14 protein-coding genes are annotated in these 21,937 nt (G+C 71.2%); 9 read left to right on the forward strand and 5 right to left on the reverse strand.

What is annotated here, in order from left to right; translation table 11 throughout:
• The first annotated feature begins 172 nt into the window (after positions 1–172).
• From ACZ3OF_RS13930 to ACZ3OF_RS13965, 8 genes are all read left to right on the forward strand, one after another.
• Positions 173–655, forward strand: coding sequence for a hypothetical protein (locus ACZ3OF_RS13930; protein ID WP_361673135.1), 483 nt, complete (start codon positions 173–175; stop codon positions 653–655).
• Positions 656–767: 112 nt separating this feature from the next.
• Positions 768–1,859: a substrate-binding domain-containing protein gene (locus ACZ3OF_RS13935; protein WP_361673133.1), complete on the forward strand. Its 1,092-nt coding sequence runs from the start codon at positions 768–770 to the stop codon at positions 1,857–1,859.
• Between the two features lie 126 nt (positions 1,860–1,985).
• Entirely contained in the window at positions 1,986–3,293 is a 1,308-nt protein-coding gene (locus ACZ3OF_RS13940) for an ABC transporter substrate-binding protein (RefSeq protein WP_467304661.1), read from the forward strand.
• 87 nt (positions 3,294–3,380) lie between these two features.
• Positions 3,381–4,367 (forward strand): carbohydrate ABC transporter permease, encoded by a 987-nt coding sequence (locus tag ACZ3OF_RS13945; RefSeq protein ID WP_467304663.1) that lies wholly within the window; start codon positions 3,381–3,383, stop codon positions 4,365–4,367.
• Positions 4,364–5,299 carry a carbohydrate ABC transporter permease gene (locus ACZ3OF_RS13950; protein ID WP_361673127.1) on the forward strand — a complete coding sequence of 312 codons (936 nt, stop codon included), beginning with the start codon at positions 4,364–4,366 and terminating at the stop codon, positions 5,297–5,299. Before ACZ3OF_RS13945 ends, ACZ3OF_RS13950 begins: the two co-directional genes overlap by 4 nt.
• Positions 5,300–5,385: 86 nt before the next feature.
• Complete coding sequence (locus ACZ3OF_RS13955) at positions 5,386–6,363, forward strand: hydroxyacid dehydrogenase (protein ID WP_361673341.1); 978 nt, start codon at positions 5,386–5,388, stop codon at positions 6,361–6,363.
• Positions 6,364–6,450: 87 nt separating this feature from the next.
• Entirely contained in the window at positions 6,451–9,336 is a 2,886-nt protein-coding gene (locus ACZ3OF_RS13960; protein ID WP_467304666.1) for a glycoside hydrolase family 2 TIM barrel-domain containing protein, read from the forward strand.
• Positions 9,337–9,420: 84 nt separating this feature from the next.
• A complete protein-coding gene (locus ACZ3OF_RS13965) occupies positions 9,421–10,926 on the forward strand; it encodes an HAD-IA family hydrolase (RefSeq protein WP_467304668.1) in 1,506 nt (501 codons plus the stop codon).
• A 36-nt stretch (positions 10,927–10,962) separates the two neighbouring features.
• Here the strand turns inward: ACZ3OF_RS13965 and ACZ3OF_RS13970 are convergent, their stop codons facing one another.
• From ACZ3OF_RS13970 to ACZ3OF_RS13985, 4 genes are all read right to left on the reverse strand, one after another.
• Positions 10,963–13,398, reverse strand: coding sequence for a polysaccharide lyase 8 family protein (locus ACZ3OF_RS13970; protein WP_467304670.1), 2,436 nt, complete (start codon positions 13,396–13,398; stop codon positions 10,963–10,965).
• A gap of 301 nt (positions 13,399–13,699) precedes the next feature.
• A complete protein-coding gene (locus tag ACZ3OF_RS13975; RefSeq protein WP_467304672.1) occupies positions 13,700–15,262 on the reverse strand; it encodes a GMC family oxidoreductase in 1,563 nt (520 codons plus the stop codon).
• A 46-nt stretch (positions 15,263–15,308) separates the two neighbouring features.
• The gene (locus ACZ3OF_RS13980; RefSeq protein ID WP_361673115.1) at positions 15,309–16,856 is read right to left on the reverse strand and encodes an APC family permease; all 1,548 of its coding nucleotides are present in this window, start codon (positions 16,854–16,856) and stop codon (positions 15,309–15,311) included.
• Positions 16,853–18,322 carry an aldehyde dehydrogenase family protein gene (locus tag ACZ3OF_RS13985; protein ID WP_467304674.1) on the reverse strand — a complete coding sequence of 490 codons (1,470 nt, stop codon included), beginning with the start codon at positions 18,320–18,322 and terminating at the stop codon, positions 16,853–16,855. Before ACZ3OF_RS13985 ends, ACZ3OF_RS13980 begins: the two co-directional genes overlap by 4 nt.
• A 240-nt stretch (positions 18,323–18,562) precedes the next feature.
• On the opposite strand from ACZ3OF_RS13985, the gene ACZ3OF_RS13990 reads away from it, so the two are divergent.
• The gene (locus tag ACZ3OF_RS13990; RefSeq protein WP_361673110.1) at positions 18,563–19,933 is read left to right on the forward strand and encodes an MFS transporter; all 1,371 of its coding nucleotides are present in this window, start codon (positions 18,563–18,565) and stop codon (positions 19,931–19,933) included.
• 61 nt (positions 19,934–19,994) lie between these two features.
• Here the strand turns inward: ACZ3OF_RS13990 and ACZ3OF_RS13995 are convergent, their stop codons facing one another.
• A complete protein-coding gene (locus ACZ3OF_RS13995; protein WP_361673108.1) occupies positions 19,995–21,887 on the reverse strand; it encodes a helix-turn-helix domain-containing protein in 1,893 nt (630 codons plus the stop codon).
• Between the last annotated feature and the right edge of the window lie 50 nt (positions 21,888–21,937).

Here is a 21,937-nt window from a genome sequence, read left to right on the forward strand (position 1 = left end):
ACCTTGACGCGACGTCAGGGTTTCTACTGAGGGCATCGATCGTGCACCGGCCGGTCTCCCGAGCGAAGGGCCCCTCCATGGACATGACCCTTGCGACGAACATGGCCCTGATGCGCGACCCCGACAAGACGGTCCGGAGAGGTCGGACCGCTGAGGTGGTCCGGTCTGGGTGATGGGATCCACGGCCCTGTGGTTGCTCAGGTACGTGCGGACCGGCACGCTCGGCCCGGACGTACGGCCGTCCGCGCGCGAGATGTGCCCGCGTACGACGATCGCCGTGCGGAGCGGCCGGACGGCCGCCCCTGGTTCACGGGAGCGGAGTCGGGTGACGGACGACGAGATACGCGCGCGGTTCGACGGCCGCGGCTGTGTCGAACTGCTGCCCGGCGGGGTCTCCGCCGCGAAGCGGCGTCGCATGGACGAGATCGCGCACGCGCTGGGCTACCGGCTGCGTGCCGTCGAGGAACTCGGGCTCGCGGGGGTGCGCCTCGTCTACGACCGCGACGACGGCCCGCAGGCGCGCCGCAGGAGCGAGCTGACCATCGCCCGGCTGCGCGAGGGCGGGCAGCTGCTCCCGGCGGTCGAGCCGCCTCCGCCCCCGCCGCCCGGAAGACCGCAGGGCTCCTACGATGACGCGCATGACACCGGTCGATGACCGTCCCCGGCCCCTGATTCACTCCCCATTCTGATCGATTCGATCGCAATCGATCGATACGCTAGCGCCCAAAGGCGTACGGTGACGCCTCCGTGACGCTCCAGGGGGAGCCATGCGACACCATGTCGACCATCGCCATGATCGGGTGCTCGAGCTCGTCCGGGCGCGTGGCAGCATCCGGGTCACCGAGCTCGCGGCCGAGCTCGGTGTCTCCCCGGTGACCTTGCGGCGGGACGTGGACGCGCTCGCCAACCAGGGCAAGGTGCAGCGCCTGCACGGCGCGGTGGTCTGGCCGGGCGAGGCCCGCGCGGAGGAGCCGGACGCCGGCGGCCGGGTGATCGGAATGATCGTGCCGACGACCCGATACATCTTCGGGGACGTGGTCAGCGGGGCCCGCAAGGTCGTCGAGGCGCAGGGGGGCCGGCTGGTGCTCGGCGTGTCCGGGTACGTGGACAGCGAGGACCCCGTCCAGGCCGAGCATCTGCTGAGCAGCGGCGCCGAGGGCCTGCTGGTGGCGCCCAGTTGGTTCGGCGGGGCGCCCGCCGACGGCCAGGAGGAGTGGCTGATGGCCTGCGAGGCGCCGACCGTGCTGGTGGAGCGCACGGCGCCAGCCATCAATCCGGCGGCCCTGCTCGACCGGGTGCGTACCGACCGTGCCCACGGCGCCGCGCTGGCGGTGAGCCATTTCGCGTCGCTCGGCCACCGATCGGTCGCCGCCGTGCTCCAGGAGGGCCCGCACGCGGCGGGCATCACGTCCGGGTTCCTGAAGTCGGTGCGGTCGCTCGGCCTGGAGACCGTCCCGGGCTCACCGTCCGTCCGCACGCCCGGAAAGGAGTACGACGAGGTCGCGGAGTACCTCGTCGAGGCGGTCGAGCGGCACGGGGTCACCGCGGCCCTGGTGCACAGCGACGAGGACGCGATCGTGTTGGTCCCCCGGCTGCAGGCGCGCGGCATCAGCGTTCCCGAGGACCTCGCCCTGATCGCGTACGAGGACGAGGTGGCCGCGCTGGCGGACGTACCGCTGACGGCGATCGCCCCGCCGAAGCAGGCGGTCGGCGAGCTGGCGGCAAAGTTGCTGCTCCAGCGGCTGACCGAGCGGAGCGCGGGCAGGGAGCCGGAGCCGCGCCAGCACATGGACCTGCTGCCGAAGTTGAGGGTACGGGCCTCCTGCGGAGCTCTTCAGGAGCCTTCGGACGCCGAGTGATCATATTGATCGCTACTCGATCATTTTGATTGTCTTGTGCGTTTGCTCTTGACGGTGATCGAGTTGGCGAAAAAGATATGCCTCGTTCGCCTCTCTCCCCATCGAGGTCTCCGTAGGAGCCGTGCCATGTCGCGCAGTTCACGTTCGTTCCGCATAGCTGCCACCGCCACCCTCGCCGCTCTCGGCCTGTTCGCCACCGCGTGCGGTGGCGGCGACAGCTCGTCCGACGCCGCCTCCGACGGCAAGCCGGTCACCCTCACCTACTGGACCTGGACAGGTGGCGCCAAGGCCACGGTCGAGGAGTTCAACCGGACCCACAAGGACATCCAGGTCGAGTTCACCGAGATCCCCGGTGGCGCGGAGGGCTACGGCAAGCTGGCCAACGGCGTGAAGGCGGGGAACGCGCCGGACGTGGCGACCATCGAGTACCAGATGGTCCCGGAGTTCGCGAGCCAGGGGAACCTCGTCGACCTGACCGAGCACGCCGGTGACACCGTCAAGGAGAAGTTCCCCAAGGCCATCCAGGACCTGGTGATCTTCGGCGGCAAGACCTGGACCGTTCCGTTCGACGCCGCGCCGCAGGTCTACTACTACCGCACGGACCTGTTCAAGAAGTACGGCATCGAGGTCCCCAAGACCTGGGACGAGTTCAGAGTCGCCGCCGAGAAGGTCAAGAAGGCGGACAAGAACGTCCGTCTGGCCAACATGACCAAGTCCGACCCGGCCCTGCTCGCGGCGCTCTCCTGGCAGGCCGGCGGCAAGTGGTTCAGCACCGAGGGCGACGCCTGGAAGCCCGGTGTCGACGACGCCGCGTCCACGAAGGTCGCCGCCTACTGGGACGACCTGGTCGAGAACGACCTCGTGCAGACCTACACCGGCTGGAGCCCGGAGGAGACCAAGGCCCGGATCGAGGGCAAGACCCTCTCCATCCTCGGCGCCTCCTGGTCCGCGGCCGGCATGAAGACCAACCTGCCGGATCTGAAGGGCAAGTGGGCCGCCGCGCCCATGCCGCACTGGGGCACCCCGGCCAGCGGCAACTACGGCGGCAGCTCCTACGGCGTGCTGAAGGGCAGCAAGAACGTCGAGGCCGCGGCCGAGTTCATCAAGTGGATCACCACCCATGGCGACGCCGTCGAGGCCCGGCTCAGCGACCCGACGAAGCCCAGCAGCGCCCTGCCGGCCAACCCGGAGATGCGCGCGGTGGCCGCCGCGAAGTTCGACACCGCGTACTTCAACGGCCAGGACCTCTACAAGCTGGCCTCCGAGCAGGTCGACACCATCGTGCCCGGCTGGACCTGGGGCCCGAACCAGATGGACGTCTACACCGCAATCCAGGACGCGAGCGCCACGTCCGGCTTCACCGGCGGCGTCACCGCCGGCCAGGCCAAGGCCAGGACGGGCATCCAGGAGCGCGGGCTGAAGCTCGCCGAGTGACCCGACGGGGCCCGGCCGGTTCCTGACCCCGGCCGGGCCCCGTCGTCCCATCCCCGGACCGCAGCGCCCACCCGCCAAGGAGCACCCGTGGCAGCACCACTCGCGAAGGCCGCACCCCCGCCCACGGCCGGCGGCAGCCGTGCCGGCGGCCCGCGCACCGGCCGTACCCGTAACGGCAGTTCACAGCTGAAGCGCAACCAGCGTGCCACGGCCGCCCTGTTCATCGTCCCGTTCTTCGTGCTCTTCGCCGCCATGACGGCCGCGCCCATCGTCTACGCGGTGTGGATGAGCCTGTTCACGGAGCAGTCGTCCGGGCTCGGCTTCGGCGGCAGCGAGCGGGCGTTCACCGGCATAGAGAACTACTTCAGGGCGCTCTCGGACGCGGGCTTCCGCGAGTCCTTCCTGCACATCGCCACGTACTGCACGCTGTACATCCCGGTCATGATCGGCGGAGCGCTCGCCCTCGCGCTGCTGGTCGACTCGGCCGTGGCACGCGCCAAGCGCTTCTTCCAGCTCGCGCTCTTCCTGCCGCACGCCATCCCCGGGCTGATCGCCTCGATCCTGTGGATCTACCTCTACACCCCGGGGCTCAGCCCGGTGCTCGACTGGATCGAGGCCGCCGGCGGCTCGTGGGACTTCTTCAGTTCCGACCACGTGTACTCGTCCATCGTGAACCTCACCGCCTGGCAGTGGATGGGGTACAACATGATCATCTTCTACGCCGCCCTGCAGGCCATCCCCCGCGAGCTCATCGAGGCCGCGGACATCGACGGGGCCGGGCCGATCCGCACCGCACTGCAGATCAAGGTGCCCATGATCGCCTCCGCGGTCGTGATGGCCGTCCTGTTCACCTGTGTCGGCGCCATCCAGCTGTTCACCGAGCCCAAGCTCCTCGGCCAGCGCGGCACCGCCGCCGTCGACACCGAGTGGTCGCCCACCATGTACATCTGGAAGGCGGCCTTCCTCCAGCACGACTACGGCCTCGCCGCCGCCGCGTCCCTCCTGCTCGCCGCGCTCGGCGTCGTGCTCTCGTACATCGTCACCAAGATCGGAAACCGGTGGAAGGCGGCATGAGCACTCACACGGTCATCCAGGAACCCGCGGCCGCCGAAGCACGCGCCGGCGAAGCCGCCGCATCGGCCGGGCGCCGCGACCCGCGCCGGAAACGCCCGGGCACCCTGCTCTCCAAGGGCGCCGTCAACGGCGTGCTCCTCCTCGCCTCCTTCTACATGCTGATGCCGGTCAGCTGGCTGCTGTTCGCCGCCACCAAGGACCACGGCGATCTCTTCGCCAGCGACGGCTTCGCCTTCGCCGACTTCAGCCTCTTCTCCAATCTCGCCGCGGTCTTCACCTTCAACGACGGCATCTACCTGCGCTGGCTCGGCAACAGCGTCATCTACTCCGTGATCGGTTCGGCCGCCTCGACGCTGCTGTGCGTCGCCACCGGCTACGCCTTCGACAAGTACGAGTTCCGCGGGAAGGAGAAGCTGTTCGGGATCGTCCTCGGCGGCCTCCTCGTCCCCGCCACGGTGATCCAGCTGCCGATGTACCTGCTGGCCTCCAAGGTCGGCCTGGTCAACACGTACTGGGCGCTGCTGCTCCCCGCACTGGTCAACCCGTTCGGCGTCTACCTCGCCCGGGTCTTCTCCGAGGGGTACGTCCCGAACGAGGTGCTGGAGGCCGCCCGCGTCGACGGCGCCGGCGAACTGGGCACGTTCACGAGGATCGCGCTGCCGATGCTGTCGCCCGGCTTCATGACCATCTTCCTCTTCTCCTTCACCGGCAGCTGGAACAACTTCTTCGGCGCGCTGGTCATGCTCAACGACGACAAGCTCTACCCGGTCAACCTCGGCCTGTTCATGTGGAACAGCACCACACAGCTCCAGCCCGAGTTCTACTCCCTCGTGATCACCGGTTCGCTCGTGGCCGTCGTCCCGCTCGTCATCGCCTTCATCTGTCTGCAGCGCTTCTGGCGCTCGGGCCTCACCTCGGGCGCGGTGAAGTGACCGTGTCCGTACCGGAAGGCTCCGTCCTCGACGACGGCCACACGAACCCGTCGGCCTCCGCGCATCGCCCGCGCACCCTGCTGGCCATGGGCGCCGCCATCCACGCCCAGCTGCTCGCCGAAGGCGCCCTCGACCGGCTGGCCGGCGTCGCGGCCGTGGACACCGGCCGGTTCGTCAGCGACTTCAGCGACGCGGACCCGGCCGCCCTCGCCGACACCGAGGTGCTCTTCACCCACTGGGGCGCCCCGCTGCTCACCGCGGACGCGGTGCGCGCGATGCCCCGGCTGCGGGCCGTCATCCATGCCGCCGGGTCCGTCAAACACCATGTGACCGAGGCCGTGTGGGAACGCGGCATCGCCGTGTCCACCGCGGCCGGGGCCAACGCCCTGCCGGTCGCCGAGTTCACCCTCGCCGCGATCCTGTTCACCGGCAAGCGGATCCTCGACAGCGCCCGGGTCTACCGGGAGGCCCGCGACCAGGTGTCCCTGCTGCCGTACTTCGCCGGTCACGGCAACCACCGCCGTACCGTGGGCGTCGTCGGCGCGTCCCGGATCGGCCGCCGCGTGCTCCAGCTCCTGCGCCCCTTCGACTTCGAGGTCCTGCTGTACGACCCGTACGTGGAGGCGGACGAGGCCGAGACGCTCGGCGCGCGCTCCGTCGGCCTCGACGAACTCGTGCGGCGCAGCAGCGTGGTCTCCATCCACGCTCCGCAGCTCCCGGAGACTCAGCACATGTTCGACCGGCGGCGGCTGGGGCTGCTGCGGGACGGTGCCACGCTCATCAACACCGCACGCGGCTCCCTCGTCGACACCGAGGCGCTCACCGACGAGCTGGTGGCCGGCCGGATCCACGCCGTGCTCGACGTCACCGAGCCCGAGGTGCTGCCTCCCGGTTCGCCGCTCTACACGCTGCCCAACGTGCTGCTCACCCCGCACATCGCGGGTTCGCTCGGCAACGAGCTCGTACGGATGGCTCATTGGGCGACCGACGAGGTGGAGCGCTTCGCCGAGGGCCGGCCCCTCGCCCATGGCGTGGGCCCCGACGAGCTCGCCCGCTCGGCCTGACCATCGCCGTTCCGGCCGGGCGGCCGCCGCCCGCAGCCCGGCCCGAAGCCCCACAGCCGCCCGGCCCGAAGACCCACAGGAAGAGCCATGCGCCAGCCGTACGAGACCCGGTACGTCGAGGACCGCTCCCCCGGCAGCGGCCGGCTGGCGCCGCGGGCCGCCTTCCGCTCGGACGCCCCGGCCGTCGGTCTGGACGGCGCGTGGCGCTTCCGGGCCGCCACCGGGCTCGGGGACCTCACCGCGGGGTTCGAGGACCCCGCCTTCGACGACGCCGCCTGGGACCGGCTGCCGGTACCGTCCTGCTGGCAGCTCCAGGGCGTCGGTTCCCCCGCGTACACCAACGTCACCTACCCCTTCCCCCTCGACCCTCCGCGGGTGCCCGACGAGAACCCGACGGGCGAGTACCGCAGGGACTTCACGCTCCCCGACGAGTGGCCCGCGGGACGCAGCGTGCTGCGTTTCGACGGCGTCGACTCCTGCTTCGCGGTCTGGCTCAACGGCGTCCGGCTCGGCGACGGCAAGGGCAGCCGCGTCCCCACCGAGTTCGACGCGACGGACGCGCTGCGGCCGGGCCGCAACGTCGTCGCCGTACGCGTCCACCAGTGGTCGGCGGGGAGCTATCTGGAGGACCAGGACATGTGGTGGCTGTCCGGGATCTTCCGTCCCGTACGGCTGCTGGCACGGCCCGGGGGCTGCGTCGAGGACTTCTTCGTCCACGCGGACTACGACCACGCCACCGGCACCGGCACGCTGGCCGTCGACACCTCGGGCCCGGCCAGGCTCTCCGTACCGGAACTCGGCCTCGTCGACGCCGACCCCACCGGCCCGCACACCTTCGCGGACGTCGAGCCGTGGAACGCCGAGCAGCCACGCCTGTACGAGGGCGAGCTGACCGCGGCCGGGGAGCGGATCCCGGTGCGTATCGGTTTCCGGCGGGTCGTCGTCGAGGACGGACTGCTGAAGGCCAACGGCCGTGCCCTGCTGCTGCGCGGAGTCAACCGGCACGAGTGGGATCCGGAGACCGGCCGGACACTCTCCCACGAGACGATGCTGCGCGACGTGCTGCTCATGAAGCGGCACAACATCAACGCCGTGCGCACCAGCCACTATCCGCCGAGCAGCGAGTTCCTCGCCCTGTGCGACGAGTACGGGCTGTGGGTCGTCGACGAGTGCGACCTGGAGACCCACGGCTTCGAGCAGGTCGGCTGGCGTGGCAACCCGAGCGGCGACGAGCGGTGGCGGGAGGCCATGCTCGACCGGATGCGTCGGGTCGTCGAGCGTGACAAGAACCATCCGAGCATCCTGATGTGGTCGCTCGGCAACGAGAGCGGCACCGGGGACAACCTCGCGGCGATGGCGGAGTGGGCCCGTACCCGCGACCCCTCGCGCCCCGTCCACTACGAGGGCGACCGGGACAGCGGCTACGTCGACGTCTACAGCCGGATGTACGCCGACCACGCCGAGACCGAACTCATCGGCCGTGGCGAGGAACCGCCGACGCAGGACCCGTCGCTCGACGCGCACCGGCGCGGGCTGCCGTTCATCCTGTGCGAGTACGCCCACGCCATGGGCAACGGACCGGGAGGACTGAGCGAGTACCAGCGCCTGTTCGAGAGGTTCCCGCGGCTCCAGGGCGGCTTCGTCTGGGAGTGGATCGATCACGGCATCGCGCGGCGCACCGCGGACGGGCGGGTGTTCCACGCCTACGGCGGCGACTTCGGTGAGCCGGTGCACGACGGCAACTTCGTCGCGGACGGCCTGGTCCTCCCCGACCGCACCCCCTCCCCCGGACTCGTCGAGTACAAGAAGGTCGTCGAGCCGGTGACGATCGGCTTCGGCGTGGCCGGAGAGGGCGTCGAGGTACGCAACGGCCACGACTTCCGGGACACGGCTCATCTGCGCTTCCGCTGGTGGGCCGAGGACGGCGGCGAACGCGTCGGGGACGGCGTGTTCGACGTCCCGGTCCTCGCGCCCGGCGAGCGTGCGAGCCTCCCTCTGCCGGAGCTCCCGCCCCGGAAGGACGCCGAGCGTGCCCTGACGGTCGTCGCAGAGCTCGCCGCCGCTGAACCCTGGGCGCCGGCGGGCCACGAGATCGCCTGGGGCCAGACCGTCCTCTCCCCCGCCGCACCGGCTCCCGGACCTGCCCGTGTCCTTCCGGCGGTACCGGGCCGCGGAGGCCGGCTCACCCTCGGACCTGCCGCGTTCGACGCCCACAACGGGCGGCTGCTCGCCCTCGGAGGGCTGGACGTCGGAGCGCTCCGGCTCGACCTGTGGCGGGCGCCGACCGACAACGACCGGCTCGGTGACCGGGTCGCCGACCGCTGGCGCGCCGCCGGTCTGCATCGGCTCACCACCAAGGTGCTCGACATCGGGGCGACGGGCGAGGGACTGACGGTACGCACGCGGACGGCGCCCGCCGGGGCCGACCACGCCGTGCGGGCCGCCTACCACTGGCGGTCGGACGGCCGGTCGCTGTGGCTGGACGTCGACATCGCTCCCGAGGGCGAGTGGCCGTGTCCGCTGCCCAGGATCGGGCTCGCCTTCTCCCTGCCCGGCTGGATCGACACGGTCGACTGGTACGGCCTCGGGCCCGGTGAGGCGTACCGGGACACGACCGCGGCGGCGCGGCTCGGCCGCTACCGGCACTCGGTCGACGCGCTGCAGACGCCCTACGTGCGCCCGCAGGAGAACGGCAACCGGCGGGCGGTGCGGCGGGCCCTGCTCACCGGTGCGCGCGGCGGGCTGCTGATCGGCGGCGTTCCCTCGTACGACCTCACGGTCCGCCGCTGGACGAGTGCGGAACTGGAAGCCGCGCGGCACACCACCGACCTGGTGCCCGGCGAACGGGTGCACGTCAACCTCGACGTGGCGCACCACGGCATCGGGACCGCGTCCTGCGGTCCGGGTCCGCTGCCGCAGCACGCGCTGGGGGCGGGACGCGTCGCACTCCGACTGGTCCTGCGTGCTCTCTGAGCGGACCCGGCAGCACAGCCCGCACACCGTCGGTGCGGGCCGCATCACCACCTCGCCCCGCACCGTCCGATCCGGAGGAAACCCATGCCCGTTGCCGCTCGCCGCCGCGTCCTCGTCGTCGGCATCGACGGGGTGCGCCTCGACACGCTGAGGCGGCTCGACACCCCCCACCTGGACTCCCTCGCTGCGGCCGGGTTCCTGGCACCGCTCGTGGTCGAGCCCGGCACCCCGACCATGTCCGGGCCGTGCTGGGCGACGATCGTGACCGGGGTGACCGTGGACAAGCACGCCGTCTGGAGCAACGACTTCGGCGGCAACCGCCTTGCCGTCTTCCCGGACTTCACGACCCGGCTGCGGGACGCCGGCCGGCGGACCTATGTCGCGGCCGCCTGGGAACCGCTGATGACGGTGGCGAACGGCGGCCCCCTGTTCCGCGGCCCGGGACGGGTGAGCTACGTCGCCCCGGCCGCCGACGACTGCGAGGGCTGGGAGGAGGCCGACGAGCTGGTCACCGCCGAGGCCGTGCGGGTGCTCGCCGAGGACGACCCCGAGGCGTCCTTCGTCTATCTGGGGGCGGTCGACGAGACGGCCCACATCCTGGGCTGCGGCGAGGAGTACGAGCGGGCGGTGGTCCGCGCCGACGAGCGGCTCGGGCGCCTCCTCACCGCGGTGCGCGACCGGGCCGCCTACGGCGAGGAGGCCTGGACGTTCATCGTCGTCACGGATCACGGCCACCGTGACGAGGGTGGTCACGGCGGCCGTTCGGAGCTGGAGCGCACCGCCTGGATCGCGTGCGCGGGACCGGACGTCCCGGCGGGCGCGCGGGTGGGCGAGCTCCGTCACCAGGACGTCGCCGCCCAGGTGTTCGCGTCGCTGGACTGTCCCGCCGACTCGCACTGGACCCTGGACGGGCGCCCGTTCGCCGCGGAACCGCGGGCCGTACTGCTGGACATGGACGGCACGCTCGTCGACACCGAGGCCCTGTGGTGGCGGACCGCGCGGGAGGTGGCGGAAGGGATCGGACACCGGCTGACCGACGCGGACACCTCCGAGGTCGTGGGTCGCTGCGTGGAGGACACGGCGGTCCATCTCCTGCGGGTCTCCGGCACCGATCGGCCGCTCGACGCCCTGGTCGCCGAGCTGGACGCCCGTTTCCTCGCGGCGGTCGAGGGGGAGGCCGTCGTGCTCCCGGGCGCCCGGGAACTCCTCGGCACGCTCGGGGACATGGGCATCCCGACGGCGCTCGTCACCGCCTCGCCCCGGCCCGTCGTGGAGTCGGTGCTCAAGCTGCTCGGCGCCGAGTCGTTCCAGGTGACGGTGACCGCGGACGACACGGACCGGACGAAGCCGCATCCCGAGCCGTACCGGGCCGCGGCCCGTGCGCTGGGCGTCGATCCGGCGGGCTGCCTGGCGGTGGAGGACAGCCCGGCGGGCATCGCCGCGGCGGAGGCCGCGGGCTGCCGGGTCGTCGCCGTCCCCTCGCTCGTTCCGGTCGGGCCGGGCCCCGGCCGGCGGGTCCTGACCGGCCTCCAGGAGCTGGTGGAGCTCCTGGAGGCGGGCCGGGCGCCCCGCGGATCGCAGGAGGGGTGAGGGACACCCGGCCGGACGGCCGGGTGTCCCTTCCCGTCAGCCGAGCCTGACGGTGATCTTCTGGGTGGCGCCCATGGTGCCGCTGAGGTCGCCGAACGTGAGGTTCAGCGAGGAGCCGGTGGTGGCCGAGGTGACCGTGGAGGGCTTGGAGGTCACGGAGGCCACCGCCCGGTTCCAGGTGAGGGTGAGAGCGGTCTGCATGCGCATCGGGTCGCTGACGCAGATCACCGCGGTGCCGTCGGTCTTCTCGGAGATCATGACGGAGCAGGGCGCGCTCGCGGTGAGCGCCCCGACGGCGCCGCCGAACCAGAAGTTGACGCCGGTGAAGCCCAGCGAGGGCACGCGTACGCCCTGCTGGTTGTCGGTGTTGGCGAGGATCTGCACCCAGCCGGTGTCGGCGGCGCGCGCCGCGGTCTGCGTGGTGCTCGCGCCGGGCATCAGGATGGAGGAGTACGTGCCGTTGGTCGGGTTGGTTCCGTGGTCGGTCCACAGGGTCAGGTAGCGGCGGGTGATCGGGGTGGTGGCCATGCCCCGGTTGATGTCGCTCCATCTGCCGGTGCGCTCCTCGCGCAGCGCCTTGACCCCCGTCGCGCCGCCGGGGAAGACGTACCCGCCCATGCCGCCGATGTGCGCCCAGGTGGCCCCGGTCAGCGTCTCCGACCAGGGGTGGCCGACCGGTTTCACGGTGCCGTCGACGGTGAGGGCGTGGGTGCCGACGGCCCCCAGGTTGCGGTTCTCGACGACGGACTCGACCGGGGCACCGTCGGTGCTCTTGATGCCCGCGCCCAGACAGACGATGGAGTCGTCCAGACAGAACCAGGACTTCTTGGCCATCAGGGTGCTCTGGAGGCCCTTGAGGTACTGACCGACGGCGGCCCGGTTGCCGTCGGTGGCGCCGCCCACCCAGTTGACGTCGGGCTTCGGCGCGCCCCAGTCGCCGCCGGTGGCGTCCGCGAGCGGGATGCGGGAGTTGGTGGTGCCGGGCAGTCGGTAGGGGTCGACGGTGGGCCAGAAGGCGTCGCTGTACTGCCCGTTGGCGTAGGTGTCGCCCCACCAGTAGAGCATTCCGGAGCCGGTGTGCCAGCCGCGCAGGTTCTCGCCGTTGCCGGTCTCGTAGTGCGTGATGCGCTTGCCAGCCATGCTGATCGAGGCGGCCCAGCCGGGGCGGCGGTGGGTGGCCCGCGCCATGGACGGGAAGAGCCGGTGCCCGGTGGGCTCGGCGATCGCGGAGACCGAGGTGTCCTCCGCCACGGACTTCAGCCGTGCGAGACCCACGAGGCTGAGCCAGGGGTCGCTCAGCGGCGGGCTGTAGTAGTCGCGCTGGATCCAGCCCTTGACCAGGCCCCGCCAGCGCGCGTTCTCGGCGGCACTCGCGCCCTGCCCGAGCAGCACGATGGCGGAGAGGATGCCGTGGCCGCGCAGGTGGTCGTCCGCCTGTACCTGGCCGGGGTCGTTGAGGGAGATACCGCGGCTCATTCCGCGCCCGGAGACGTTGTCCATGATGAGCCCGTTGTAGAGGAACGGGGCCCAGGCGTTCTCGACCGCGTCGAAGACGATCTGCCGGTTCGGGTCGGTGACCGCCCAGGCGGATCCCGCGAGGAGCGCGAAGAGCGTGCCGAGGCCGCCGAGCATGACCGCGCCGTACGTGCCGGCGTAGGGGACGGAGGTGTGCTGGATGAAGGACCCGTCGGCGTAGAGGCCGTCCCCGGTGGTGACGTACGGGAAGACGGGCGAGAGCGCGTTCCGGCCGACGGTGATCTTGGCGGAGCTGCCGCCGACGACGCCGCGCAGGATCAGCACCCGGCAGAGGTCGACACGGTTGGCTCCGGTGCTGGTGCCCGTGTAACTGGCGACGGCGGAGTCGGGGACGAAGTGGTCGACGGCGCGGCAGTAGTTCGCGATCTGCGTGGCGGACAGCTGGTCGTACATGAGCACGCTGGTGTCGAGGAGCGCCTGTGGTGCGCCGATCTGCCAGCTGTAGAAGTTCCCGAAGCGCGTCTGGCCCTCGTTGTAGATCCCGGCGTACACATGGTCGAGGCCGGCGACGATGTCGGCCGCGAGGGAGGCGTTCCCGGTCAGACCGGTGCCGGGCTGGCAGTAGGCCTGGGCCATCACGCTCAGCCGGCCGTAACTGTCGTTCATGCGCTGCGAGTAGCCGTACGACTCCTGGTCGGTGTCCGGCTCCGGGTCGGCCCACACCAGGTCGGGCCACAGGGACCCCGCGGCCGGAGCCATCGTCGACCGGAACTCGGCGGCGCGGGTGCCGAGCTTGGTCAGCATGGTCCTGAACGACTCGGCGGTGGGGCTGAAGCCCTCACCGAGCATCAGGGTACGCCACTTGGCGCGCAGGGCGCTGAACTCGTCGGCGGCCAGGGCCTGTCCGGTCAGCAGCGGGCTTCCGACGAGGCCGAGGGCGAGCGCCGTACCGCCGGTCGTCTGCATGAAGGTGCGGCGGGACCAGGATCGCGTCATTGCGGGCTCCTGCTGGGTGATGCGGACACTGCGGCGAGTGCCCGGAGGGGGTGGCGCGTGGCGGGTGCGACGGTCCCACGACCGAGATCGGAGAAGGCTCCGGGTGCGCGGGAACCAGTCATGCCTGGCTGGTTTTTAGCACGCGCACGCTCAAACGATCCATACTGATGGCAAAGTTGAGCGTTTCGATCGTTTCGTCGATGCCGTGGTACTGCCACCCCCGGCCCGGACAGACGAAGACCCACCCTGCGCGACCTGACGAAGCACGACGCGGGGAGGGCCTACGGCACCCGGGTTGCGGTCAGTGTCCTGCCCGGATCATGTCCGAGCACTTCTCGCCGATCATCATCGTGGTGATGCACGGATTGACCGCGGGCAGGAACGGCATGACCGAGGCGTCCGCCACCCGTAGCCCCTGCACACCCTTGACCCGCAGCTGCGGGTCGAGGGGGGAGTCGGAGTCACCCTCGGCACCCATCCGCACGGTGCCCGCCGGGTGGTAGACCGTGTTGTGCGTCTGGCGGATGTAGGAGAACAGCTCCTCGTCGGTCGTGGCGTCCCGCCCGGGCGCCAGCTCCGCCCCCTTCCAGTCGGCGAGCGGCGCCTGCGCCGCGATCTCCCGCGCCAGCCGCAGTCCGTGGATCATCACCCGGATGTCGTGCTCGTGGGTGAAGTAGCGCGGGTCGACCTTGGGCTTGTCCCGGAAGTCACGGCTGCGCAGCCGGACCGTGCCCTGCGAGCGGGCACGGGTGACGTTCGGGGTGAGGCAGAAGGCGTTGTCGGTGGTCGGATAGCCGCGCCGGTAGGTGTTCGTGTCGAACGGGACCGAGCCGTAGTGGAACATCAGATCCGGCCGGTCGAGACCCGGTTCGGTGTCCGCGAAGATTCCGATCTCCCACCACTGCGTGGACGAGGTGACCATGGGCTGCTTCGCCTCCCACATGATCACCCCCTCGGGATGGTCCTGGAGGTGCGAGCCGACGCCGGGGGAGTCCACCCGGACGTCCACTCCGTTGTCGCGGAGATGGGCGGCGGGCCCGATTCCCGACAGCATCAGCAGCTTCGGCGAGTCGATCGCCCCGCAGGAGACGATCACCTCGCGCCGCGCCCGTACGGAGTCGACGTGCACGGCGTCCGGCTGCAGGTACTCCACCCCCGAGCAGCGCGCGCCGTCGAAGAGCAACCGCCTCGCCTGCACCCCGGTGCGTACCTCCAGCTGGGGCCGCTTGCCCATCACGGGGTGCAGATACGACACCGAGGCGGACGAGCGGGTCCCGTCCTCGCGGCAGTTGATCTGGAACCAGTTCGCGCCGCGCACCACCGTGCGGCCGGAGTTGAACGGCACCGTCGGGATGCCGCTCGCCGCACAGGCCGCCAGCAGTGCCCGGCCGCACGGGTCCCGGGGCGGCACCGAGCGGATCGTCACGGGACCGGAGCGGCCATGGTGGTCGCCGGGGCCGTCGTTGGTCTCCAGCCGCTGGTACAACGGGAAGCAGTCGGCCGCGCTCCACCCCGAGCACCCCATCGTGCCCCACTCGTCGAGGTCCTCGGCCGGCGCCCAGAAGGCGATGCACGAGTTGTGCGACGAGCAACCGCCGAGCACCTTGGCACGGGCGTGGCGCATGAAGCTGTTGCCGTTCTCCTGCGGCTCCACCGGGTAGTCCCAGTCGTAGCCGGACTCCAGCAGCGCCATCCACCGGTCCAGCCTCAGGATGCTCTCGTCGCCCTCGTCGGACGGCCCCGCTTCCAGCAGACAGACGCTGACACCGGGATCCTCCGACAGCCGGGCCGCGACGACGGCCCCGGCGGTGCCGCCGCCGACCACGACGTAGTCGAACTCGGGCTCAGAGGGCTGTGCGGGCATGGTCTCTCCAGTACGAGATGTCCCCGTGGGGGGGAGGGCGCGCGGATCAGGAGACGTCTGCGCGGTGTTCGGCCAGCACGCCCGTACGGTGCCGCTGAACGAACCAGTAGTAGGCGAAGCCGCCGAGCGCCACGATGCCGACGAACAGGAACGCACCCCAGCGCAGGTACCAGTGCTGGGGCGGGGTCGCGTTGTAGACCGCGGCTCGGGGCCAGGCCAGGTTCAGGGACATGGCGGCACCCCACAGCACCGCCAGGATGTTGATCGGCAGTCCGAGACGGCCGAGCGAGAAAGCACCCTCGCGGGGCTTCCAGTTCCCCCGCAGCCGCTGGATCAGCATCGGGACGGTGACCAGGAGGTACGCCACATAGATCATGATGATCGCGATGCTGGTGATCACCGAGAAGATCTGCGGCTGGTTGATGTTGATGACCAGGATGACCACACCCACCACGCCGATCACGACGGCGGGAATCACCGGGGTCCGGAAGCGCGGGCTCACCTTGGCGAGCACCGATCCGGCGGGCAGGTTGTTGTCCCGTGCCATCGCGAACATCAGCCGGATGCCCGCTGCTTGGACGGCCAGCACGCACACGGTGATCGCGACGACCACGCACCACAGGAAGATCTCACCGACCGTCGCCCCGAGCGTCTCCAGCACCACGTACTGCAGGCCGCCCGTGCTCAGCTCCTTCGCCTGCAGATCCGGCACCGCCATCAGCGCGAACAACAGGATGAGACCACCGAGGACGAAGGACGCGATGAGCGCCCGCAGAATCGCGCGCGGCGCGTTCCGGCTCGGGTTGTGGGACTCCTCGCCGAGCGAGGAGGCCGTGTCGAAGCCGTACATCACGTACGCCGACGCGAGGGACGCGGTGAGGAACGCCCCGAAGTAGCCGAGCGGATCCCCGCTGCCCAGACCGTACGTGTCGGTGAGCACCGTGGCGGGTCCACGGGTGATGTTCGCGGCGAGGAAGATGATCAGAGCCACGGCGGCGATCAGCTCGATGAAGACGCCCGCCGAGTTGATCCGCGCCATCAGCTGGACGCCGAAGGCGTTGACCAGCGTGGAGAAGAGGATCAGCACCGAGCCCAGCAGGACCGCGTTGGCCGCGGCGTCGTTCTCGCCGCTGCCGTCGCCGACGAACTGGAACCAGGGGTCGATCTGCGGCAGCGTGATCTGGTACGCCAGGGCGACGGCCGACAGGGTCACCATGGTGGCCGTCATCATCATCCAGCCGCCGAGCCAGCCCACGTGCGGGCCGCCCATCTTCTTCGCCCAGTTGTAGACCGAGCCCGCGACCGGGTAGCGCGCCGCCAGCTCGCAGAAGCACAGCGCCACCATCAGCTGGCCCACGAACACCATCGGCCACGACCACCAGTACGCCGGGCCGCCGAAGGCGATTCCGAAGTAGAACAGCTGGAACGTGCCGGTCAGGATCGAGATGTAGCTGATCCCCGCGGCGAACGTGTGGAAGTTGCCCAGCGTGCGCTTCAGTTCGGGCCGGTAGCCGAGCTCGGTCACCGAGTCGTCGTCGTGCGGGGCGCCGTCGCCGGCGCCGGGCCGGTCCTGGCCTGTCGGCTGGACGGTCACTCGAACCACCTCTGGGCCTTGGGGGCAAGATTGCGCCAGATGTGCTTGGTCTCCTGGTATTCGGCGAGTCCCGCCGGCCCCAGTTCCCGGCCGAAACCGGATTGCTTCATGCCGCCCCACTCCGCCTGCGGCACGTAGGGGTGGAAGTCGTTGATCCACACGGTGCCCGCCCGGAGCCGGGACGCGACCCGGTGTGCGCGGCCGGTGTCCTGCGACCAGACCGCACCCGCGAGGCCGTACATGGTGTCGTTGGCGACTGCGACGGCCTCGGCCTCGCTGCCGAACCGCTCGACCGTGAGCACCGGGCCGAACGACTCGTCGCGGACCACCGACATCCCGGGCGTGCAGCCGTCCAGCACGGTCGGCGGGTAGTAGTAGCCCTGGGCGAGTTCCGGGTCCGTCGGCCGCGCCCCGCCACAGCGCAGCACCGCGCCCTCGGCCAGGCCCGCAGCCACGTAGGCCTCCACCTTGTCGCGGTGTGCTGCCGAGATCAGCGGTCCGGTCCGCGCGTTCTCGTCGAACGGGCCGCCCATCGGGATGGCCCGCGCGCGGGTGACGATCTCGTCGACGAAGGCGTCGTGCAGGGAGTCCTCCACGAGGAGCCGGGCGCCTGCCGAGCAAACCTGCCCGGAGTGCAGGAAGACGGCCATCAGCGCGTGGTCGACGGCCGCCTCGAAATCCGCGTCAGCGAAGACGATGTTCGGGTTCTTGCCGCCGAGTTCCAGGGCGACCTTCTTCACCGTGGGCGCCGCTGCCGCCATGATCCGGCGGCCGGTGGCCAGGCCGCCGGTGAACGACACCAGATCCACGCGGGGGTCCTCGGTGAGCGGCGCGCCGGCCTCGGCGCCCGTCCCCAGGATCAGATTTCCGACCCCTGGCGGCAGCCCCGCCTCGGTGAGCAGCCGCATCAGCAGGATCGCGGTGTGCGGGGTCAGTTCGCTCGGCTTCAGCACGAACGTGTTGCCCGCCCCGAGCGCCGGGGCGACCTTCCACGCGGTCTGCAGCAGCGGATAGTTCCATGGGGTGATCAGGGCGCACACCCCGACGGGTTCGTGCACCACCCGGCTGTCCGCCTGCGGGTTGCCGGTGTCGACGATCCGGTCGGTGCCGCCCGACGCGGTCAGATTGCCGAAGTAGCGGAAGCAGGCCGCGATGTCGTCCATGTCGTACTCGGACTCGACGAGCCGCTTGCCGGTGTCCAGGGACTCGGCGCGGGCGAAGGTCGCCCTGTCACGTTCCAGCAGATCGGCGACGCGCACCAGCAGGCGTCCGCGCTCCGCGGCGGGCGTGGCGGGCCACGGCCCGCTGTCGAACGCCTCACGGGCGGCGGCGACGGCCGCTGCCGCGTCCTTGGGACCGGCCTCGTCCACGGTGGCGACCAGGGTGCCGTCCGCCGGGCAGCGGATCTCCCGCGTGCGCCCGTCGGCAGCGGCGGCCCAGGTGCCTCCGATGAACAGCTCCGGCATCGCGCACCTCCGGGTCGATGGGCCGGGCACTGTCTGTGTGCTCCACCCCATGACACTAGGCAGCCTTGGCCGACCCCGCAGAACGATTGCTCTGGGCCGGTAACGCGACCGCCCCCATGGTGGTCACGCGCACTCCGGCCGAGCGAACTATGGTGTCCCACCACATACGACGGTGACCTGCATGTTTCTACGGTGTGGCGACACGTCAACGTCCCCGTTCATCGCCTGGAAGTGGTGCACATGGCCTCCCCCGCGTCGGCTCCACCGGCCGAGTCGAATCTCAAGCGCATCGTCGCCGCGAGCCTCATCGGCACCACCATCGAGTGGTACGACTTCTTCCTCTACGGCTCCGCCGCCGCGCTGGTCTTCAACAAGCTCTTCTTCCCCGACTCCGACCCGCTCGTCGGCACGCTGCTCTCCTTCCTCACCTACGCGGTCGGGTTCGCCGCGCGGCCGCTCGGCGCCCTCGTGTTCGGGCACTACGGTGACCGGCTCGGGCGGAAGAAGCTGCTCGTACTCAGCCTGCTGCTGATGGGCGGGGCCACCTTCGCGATCGGTCTGCTGCCGACGCACGCGACCGTCGGGTCCGCCGCTCCCCTGCTGCTCACCGCGCTGCGCCTGGTGCAGGGCTTCGCGCTCGGAGGTGAGTGGGGCGGGGCCGTGCTCCTCGTCTCCGAGCACGGGGACGCGCGGCGGCGCGGGTTCTGGGCCTCGTGGCCGCAGACCGGGGCGCCCGCCGGGCAGCTGCTCGCGACCGGTGTGCTGTCCGCGCTGACCGCGCTGCTCTCCGACTCCGCGTTCCTGGCATGGGGCTGGCGCATACCGTTCCTGCTCTCCGGTGTGCTGGTGATCGTGGGTCTGTGGATCCGACTCTCCGTCGACGAGTCGCCCGTCTTCAAGGCGGCGCTGGCCGCCGCCGAGGAGCGCAAGGCATCGGCCGCTCAGGTCGAGAAGATGCCGCTGGTCGCCGTGTTGAAGCACCACTGGCGGGACGTGCTGATCGCGATGGGCGCCCGCATGGCCGAGAACATCTCGTACTACGTGATCACCGCGTTCATCCTCGTCTACGCGACGACCCAGGTCGGCCTCTCCAAGCAGACCGCGCTCAACGCCGTCCTCATCGCCTCCGCCGTCCACTTCGCCGTCATCCCCGCCTGGGGCGCGCTGTCGGACCGGATCGGCCGCCGGCCGGTCTATCTGATCGGCGCCGTCGGGGTCGGCGCCTGGATGTTCCCGTTCTTCATGCTCATCGACTCGGGGACCTTCGGCGCGCTGCTCCTCGCCGTCACCGTCGGTCTGGTCCTGCACGGGGCGATGTACGCACCACAGGCCGCGTTCTTCTCCGAGATGTTCGCGACCCGGATGCGCTACTCGGGCGCCTCCATCGGCGCGCAGTTCTCCTCGGTCGCCGCCGGTGCCCCCGCGCCGCTGATCGCGACGGCGCTCCTCTCCGACTACGGCTCCTCCACCCCGATCTCCCTCTATGTGATCGCCGCCGCGCTTCTCACGGTCGTCGCGATCGCCTGCGCCCGCGAGACCCGCAACCGCGATCTGTCGGAGGTCGCCGAGGACGCCGCCCAGGCCCCGGCCCCCGTGCGCGCCGACGCCTGATCCCTGCCGCACCACACGTCGAAGGCGCCGGTCCCGAAAGGGGCCGGCGCCTTCGACGTGGTCAGCGGGCGACGGCCGCCGCCATCGCGTGCAGCCGGAGGGCCAGTTGGATCTCCAGCGCGCGGGACGGGGACTGCCAGTCGGGTCCGAGCAGGCGTCCGATCCGCTCGATGCGCTGCGCCACGGTGTTCACATGGACGTGGAGGTCGTCCTTGGTCCGCGCCGGGCTCATGCCGCTCGCGAAGTAGGCGTCCATCGTGCGCACCAGATCCGTGCCGCGGCGCCGGTCGTACGCGACGACCTGGCCGATCGTGCGGTCGACGAAGCCCTCGATGTCCCGGGTGTCGGCGAGGAGCAGGCCCAGGAAGCCCAGGTCCTCCGCCGCGGCGCCCTCGCCCGAGCGGTTCAGCAGGCGCAGGGCGTCCAGGCAACGGCGGGCCTCCTCGTACGCGGTGGCGACCTGGCCGGGCTGGGCGAGCGGGGAGGCGACGGGGGCGGAGGCGCCGACCGTGACGGGCTCGCGCGCGGCGCCGCCGAGGTGCTTGGCGGTCTGCCGGGCCAGTTCGGCGGCGTCCTCGCCGGGCCCGAGCGGCAGCAGCAGGACCGTTCCGCCGTCGCGTGCGGAGGCGAGGCCCTGGCGGGTGGCGGCCAGGTGCGAGGCGGCCGACCAGAGGCGCTGCCGGTCCGCGCTCTCCCGTACTCCGGCGTGGTCCGCCTCTCCCCCGGCTCCGCCCCGGTCGATCCGGGCGGCGAGCACGACATGGGGCGCGTCGACGTCGGTACGGAGCCGCGCGGCGCGCTCGCGCAGCAGACGGCGGTCCCGGTCGGGGGCGTCGAGGAGGTCGTCGAGCAGTTCGCCCCGTACCCGCTGTTCGGCCTCTCCGGCCGAGCGGCGGGCGAGCAGCAGGAGCGAGGTCACCAGGGCGGCGCGCTCCAGGGTGCGCTGGTCGACGGGGTCGAGGTCGGGCTGCCCGTGCAGGACGAGGGCGCCGAAGGACTCGCCGCCGGCCGACACCGCGGCCACCCAGCGGTCGCCCTCACGCAGTGCGTGGCCGTCCGCGTGCCGGGCGGGGTCGAGGCCGGTGTCGGTGAACTCGACTCTTCCGCCGAGGACTTCGGAGACGGCCTCGGCCACGTCATGGACGCCGCCGCCGCGCAGGACCAGTTCGGTGAGCCGGTCGTGGACGTCGGAGGCGCGCTCTATGACGCCGCTGTGCTCCCGGATGATGTCGTTGGCACGCTCCAGCTCGGCCAGCGCCGAGCGGGTCTCGGCGAGCAGGTTGGCGGTGTCGATGGCGACGGCGGCGTGCGCGGCGAGGGAGCCGAGCAGCGCGACCTGTTCCCGCTCGAAGACCCGGGCGCGCCGGTCCGCCGCGAACAGCACGCCGATGACCTGGCTGCCGAGGCTGAGCGGTACGCCGAGGATGGCGACGAGGCCTTCGTCGCGCACGGCGGAGTCGATGGTGGCGGTGTGCTGGAACCGGGGGTCGTCGAAGTAGTTCTCGGTGACGTACGGCCGGGCGGTCTGGGCGACGAGACCGCCGAGCCCCTCGCCCATGCCGAGCCGGACCTGCTGGAAGCGCGCCGAGACCGAGCCTTCCGTGACGCGCATGTACGTGTCCCCGGCGCCCGGGTCGTTGAGGCTGAGGTAGGCGACCTCGGTGCCGAGCAGGGAGCGGGCGCGCTGGACGATGGCGCGGAGCACCGCGTCGAGGTCGCGCAGTCCCGCGAGGTCGTGGGCGGTCTCGAAGAGGGCGGAGAGCTCCGCCTCGCGGCGCCGCCTCCCCTCCAGCTCGGCACGGACGCGCAGGGCGAGCCGCTTGGCCCGCTCCAGGTCGGCCAACGCCTCCGGGCCCGCGCCGCTCGCACGGGCGAGCAGCACGGGCCGGTCGTACGCCTCCGCCGCGGCTCCTCGTGCGAGGAGCTCCAGGTAGGAGACCTGTTCTTGGGACATGGACACAGGGATACCTGCCGAACGGGTGGGAGCACCACCCCTGTGGAAAA

This window comes from Streptomyces sp. NPDC022552 (assembly GCF_055561875.1).